We start from the raw sequence: 5325 nt of genomic DNA, 5'->3' as shown, positions 1-5325 counted from the left end.
CTCGGCTATGATTTCGTAGCGGATGGGCAGTTTTGAGCCAAAGGCCCGCGCCAAGGATAACCGCAAAGGAGCTGGCGCGTTTAGATGGCGAGCAAAAGTGCCGAGCTACATATTCGCCGGACCGGTTTTGTTTTTATTTAAAAGTAAGAAAAGTTATTCTTTGTAGAAGGAAAGCTATAGATTATAGCCATTGTTGTAAACAGTTTTTATTTTTTCCAGCCTTTGTATGCGATTACTATTCCTATGATTCCGAGTAAAATACCGCTCCAAAAATCATTCGACTCTTCATATTCATTTAAGAATACAATTTTGTCCTCGTTTTCATTGGTCAATACGTCCACATCACTTTTACCAATTATCGTTTCGCAAATTAGCTGATTTCCTTTTTTTACGAAAACCTGTCCATTATATGTCAACTTATAATATCCACCTCTCCGTCCAAGGTTATCACAGTCCTTTGGTGTTTCAAGAACTTTAGCAGTTACAATTTTATTCTGCTCCGTTATTCTCATTTTAAGGACTCCATTATTCAGAACTACGACCGCAATAATCAACATAAATAATCCGCCGATTGTTAGACCTTTAGTTATAATAAATGATATGATTTTTGATTTCAATTAGGAGATTCTAAATTGTTTACAACGGTCTCGGCTATGATTTCGTAGCGGCGATTCCCAAAAGGAATTGTCGGACTGAAATCCAGCCGTATTAAAAGTAATTATTTTTAAGCTAGCAGAATGCAGCTATAAATTATAGCCATTGTTGCCACCAGTTTTTTAAATCGTACAACATACTCAAAAAGAGAAGTCCCATTAGACCAAAGATTGACCAAACTGCATATTTTTCCATTGCAACACTTTTGTCTTTTTTAAAAGTCAAATCTTTGGCAATCTGAATTTGGTTTGGTTCAATTTTTTTAATACCTGTTATGGCAAAAAAGAATTCCCCTCTATTTTCAGAAACAACCTCAAGAAACTTAATATCCTCATTTTCATTTTTTCCCACAACCCAAAATTCATCTGTCCCATCATTTTCAAACCAAAAGTCCGACTGTTCTTTTGGTTTTAACTCCTTGTCAAAAGTCACAAAACTTCCATTCCAATTGTCTTGCCAAAATGCAATGGTATATACTTTTAAATTTTCATCTGTCCGATTTTCGGTATGAACATTTACGGGTGAGGAAGCTCCAAATGAATCATCGGTTATCGAGTAAAGTCCTATCGTAAGAAATCCGATTAAAATTCCGAACCCCTTTAATACCTTAAGTCCAATACTTTTTTTGGAACGCCATATAATATCAATCAGTAAGATTAAGACTAGTAGAAAAGCTGAAAAGAGTAAATTTCTCATTCTTTAAATTGGTGGCAACGGTCTCGGCTATGATTTCGTAGCGGCGATTCCCAACGGGAATTGTCGGACTGAAATCCAGCCGTATTAAAAGTAATTATTTTTAAGCTAGCAGAATGTAGCTATGAATTATAGCCATTGTTGTAACACGTTATTTATCAACGAAATCAGAAGGTTTTTTTGTTAATGGAGGTCTGCCTTTCAAATGGTTGTCAATAACGTAATATTCGTATCCAGTCAACCTTTTTGCAGTCCTTTCCTTTTCGATTATAGCCCTAACTTCATTCCAGTACTTTTTTGGAGCATGTCTAAAAATCAGTACGGTTTTGAATTTTTCCTTGCATTCCAATCCACTAGCAGTTAACCACCCATGTTTTTTGGTAATTTCAATCAACATTTTGGTGTTATTAGCATCAATACAATTTTGTAATGCTCGAAGTGAATCGTTTTGTTCCATCAACGGTTTTAGCTTTTCTGAAGCTAATTTTAATGCTTTTTGTTTTAATTCCCCCTGTTGCTGTTCGGGCAATGATAGAAAGTAATCTTTAGTGATTCTCTTGCTTAGAATTAATGAGTCCAACACATCAGAGAATGTTTCGGTTATATTTCCGCTTGCGCCTCTATACTTTTGGTCGTCCAAGGATAACTTAAATAATGTTTTACATAAGCTATTCTCCGCTGAGAAGTTTTTCGATTCTGGGTGATTCTTGACAAAAAGAAGAAGTATTAGAAAAAACGAATAGCTTTTCATAATGTGTTACAACGGTCTCGGCTATGATTCTGTAGCGGATGGGCAGTTTTGCGCCAAAGGCCCGCGCCAAGGATAACCGCAAAGTAGCTGGCGCGTTTGGATGGCGAGCAAAAGTGCCGAGCTACATATTCGCCAGACCGGTTTTGTTTTTATTTAAAAGTAAGAAAAGTTATTCTTTATAGAAGGAAAGCTATAGATTATAGCCATTGTTGCCATTAGTTTTTATCAGCTATCCAATCATCAGGTCAATATATCTTGTAAGACAAAACGTGCCTACAAGATAGCTAAAATGAAAAATCGGTCGAATATTTTTATTAGTTTTTCTAAAATCAATTTGAAAAAGTTCGGTAATCAAAACTCCGATTGAAATTACTAAAAACCAAACTGTTATAAGCGGAAAAGTAAATCCGCCACCATTTATCATCAGCATTGGAATTACATAAATCAAATCGTGAAGCAAGCCACAAATCAGGAATGTAACAATCAAAGAAATCCAATGGGGAAATAAACTGCGCATCGGTTTATAAATAAAGTAAAGAAGATAATATCCAAAACCTGGGTTCCAATATTTCCAAAATGAGCGAAATGAAGATGCTAAAAATGGTTTCACAAACATATTCCCTACAATCGAAGATATCTTATTCGCACCAGTTCGATATTGGATATATTCTTCTACCGTCATATTTTATTTAGTTCGCAATATTTTTTTCAAATTAATGGCAACGGTCTCGGCTATGGCTAGTAGGGTAGACAAGGAAACTTTTCGTTTCCGTCTGGTCTGCGAGCCAGAGGTTTTTGTTTTGTAATTATCTTTTCTTTTTTAATTGCCAAATCCAAAAGATTTGGCGGTCTTAGTAAATAAGCCCAAGCCTTTAAATATATGACTTTATGCCCTATTTGCTATAGGCATTGTTGGCGGTAGTTTTTATTTCTTTTCCAATCGTTCTTAAGGTGCTATAATTTTCAGCATTGTCTGGTAAAAATTTTAAAACTCCTTTCTTTTCAATTTTTAAGGCAATTCCGTTATCTGTTTTTTCTACGGTTAGTATTGAGTCAAAAAGTTTTCTTGGAATTTCAATTTTTAAAGTACTATTGGATTTTTCCAGAATTTTAAGCTTTATAATCGATTTTTCAATCAAATTAATTATTCGATTCCAATTTTCATCACAATTTTCAATCATCAATTTATGCCTTGATTCGAGAAAATCATTAATGTCCATTCCGTCAAATTTTTCATAATCAAATAAATTCCAAAAAATAGTTCCAAACGCCAGTCCAAAACCCATCAAAGTAGGAAAAAACCAATGAAAATTATCAATTCCACCAATAAAAGTCCAGATTCCGAATCCAATTGGAAAAAGAATTAAAGTTTTAAAAATGAATTTTGTAGTCTTGTTTTCCATATTTTTTAATTCTGACAAGCGTTTAAATTAAGTATAATTTCGTTAGCTTGAGAGATTACCGCCAACGTGTACGTGTATGGTTTGGTGCGGTCAAATACGCGATATTTTTCCGCAGTTACAATATAATAAAAAAGGAGGGAAGGACCTTCGTCTTAGCCAGCAATCCCCAATTAACTATACACGTTGTTACCTGCTGGCTTTATTCCTTAAGTTGTTTTAATCTATCGATTGCGTTTTGATTCTCTGGATTTAATTCCAATGACTTTTTGTAATTCAAAATAGCGTTTGAGTAATCCTTATTATAAAAATATGCCTCGGCTAAACTATCGTATAAATTTGCCGATTTTGGATACAGATGCAAAGCCAAAAAAAGGACATTATATCCTTGATCTTTCTTTTCAGGGTTAAAAGACAATCGCAACCCAAAAATATTCAACATTCCTTCTTGAAGCTCAAGATTTGGATATTCAGCAATGGTACTTTTATATAATGGGATTAAATCTTTATAATCCTGTTTATATGCTAAATCGTTGAAATCTTTATATGTAAATTCTTTTTGGATAGCTTTTTTCATTTGTTTGGAAATCAAACTATCGGAAAATCCATTTGCTACAGGCCTATTTTCAATGAAATCAATCGCCTTTTTCTCATTTTTTAGTGTCGCATTCAAAAATTGTAAGGTATGTTGGCATAGCAAATTATAGGAAGCCATAATTTTCTCATCACTTTTATCTTGCCTTTTGTCTCTGTTTGCGAATAGGACACCGAAACAACTAAAATAAGAATGTGTAAGGTCGTGAAATCTATATCTGTAAATATTGCTATTTTTTAAAGAATCATATAGTTGAAATTTGTAGTTCAGCTCTTCAGACATTTTGTCCGCGGTTAGAACTTCCTTTGGAATCTCTTTTTGAGCAAAATGGATATAAGGAATAGAAAACTTATCTAAATTGAAATAGGGTGATTTTTCCAAAACAGGATAATTGTATCTTTCAGCTCCATCCAGACTTACAACTGCACTTATATTCTTATTTTTCATTACAGTTGTAGCGTTTGACAATCCACCAAAACTAAATCCCATTAATGCTACTTTTTCTAAATCAATATTATTGTAGCTGTGAATTTCTTTGAGAAGGAACTCTACATCTCTTGACTGCGTTTCCATATCTTTTGCCGTTGCTCCTTCTAACCAACGTGTGTCTGTTCCTCTTGAAGGACTTGATATAACAACGAAACCGTTACTTGCTAAATATTGGAATAGTGCAAAGTTCTCAATTGACGAGGCTTGATAGCTAGATGCATAAACTATAACTGGAAAATTCCCTTCTAAAAATGTTGGATTTAAAAAAGCATTTACTTTTTCAGAAAGATGAGCCTTGTTTTGTGGCGTATTCGGTAAATGCTTAAACCAATCCATCAGAAAGTAGTCTGGTAAGTCTTTCCATTCTTCCTCTTCCTTAAAAATCTCAACATAGTCTAAGACTGTTAATTGTTCAGAATTACTATTCTCTATTTTCGCAGGGTACCAAATACTTATTGGAATTGGTCTCATAATGAGTTGGTTGTTAAACTCATTATGAATTCGATAGGTTCTCGTGCTATCATTTACGGTATAATGCTTAAAGCCTACTTGATATTTTCCGGCTTTAAGTCCGATTTCTTTTAAGGAAGTCTGTCCATAAAATATTGTTGATAGCAATAGACCTGTAATAAATATTATCAATCGCATTGTTTCTGAATTAGTGTTCATAGTAGAGATGCCTAATTTTGATAATTGTTACAGATCTTTTTTAGCTTGCAGGTAACGGTCTCGGCTATGATTTC

6 protein-coding genes are annotated in these 5325 nt (G+C 34.0%); all 6 read right to left on the bottom strand.

Features of this window, described 5'->3' with window-relative positions:
- Positions 1–206 precede the first annotated feature (206 nt).
- Entirely contained in the window at positions 207–617 is a 411-nt protein-coding gene (locus tag RM520_RS15135; protein ID WP_311388553.1) for a hypothetical protein, read from the bottom strand.
- Between the two features lie 133 nt (positions 618–750).
- Positions 751–1350 (bottom strand): hypothetical protein, encoded by a 600-nt coding sequence (locus RM520_RS15130; RefSeq protein WP_311388552.1) that lies wholly within the window; start codon positions 1348–1350, stop codon positions 751–753.
- Between the two features lie 148 nt (positions 1351–1498).
- A complete protein-coding gene (locus RM520_RS15125; protein WP_311388551.1) occupies positions 1499–1987 on the bottom strand; it encodes a hypothetical protein in 489 nt (162 codons plus the stop codon).
- A gap of 340 nt (positions 1988–2327) precedes the next feature.
- On the bottom strand, positions 2328–2780 hold the full coding sequence (locus RM520_RS15120) for an MBOAT family O-acyltransferase (RefSeq protein ID WP_311388550.1): 453 nt from the start codon (positions 2778–2780) through the stop codon (positions 2328–2330).
- Between the two features lie 211 nt (positions 2781–2991).
- Positions 2992–3501, bottom strand: coding sequence for a hypothetical protein (locus RM520_RS15115; RefSeq protein ID WP_311388549.1), 510 nt, complete (start codon positions 3499–3501; stop codon positions 2992–2994).
- 199 nt (positions 3502–3700) lie between these two features.
- Entirely contained in the window at positions 3701–5251 is a 1551-nt protein-coding gene (locus RM520_RS15110) for a prolyl oligopeptidase family serine peptidase (protein WP_311388548.1), read from the bottom strand.
- Positions 5252–5325: the final 74 nt, after the last annotated feature.

Source organism: Croceitalea vernalis, from assembly GCF_031846405.1.
GTDB lineage: Bacteria > Bacteroidota > Bacteroidia > Flavobacteriales > Flavobacteriaceae > Croceitalea > Croceitalea vernalis.
The sequence above is the reverse complement of the archived record's forward strand: the minus strand, read 5'-3'. Positions and strand labels throughout refer to the sequence as shown.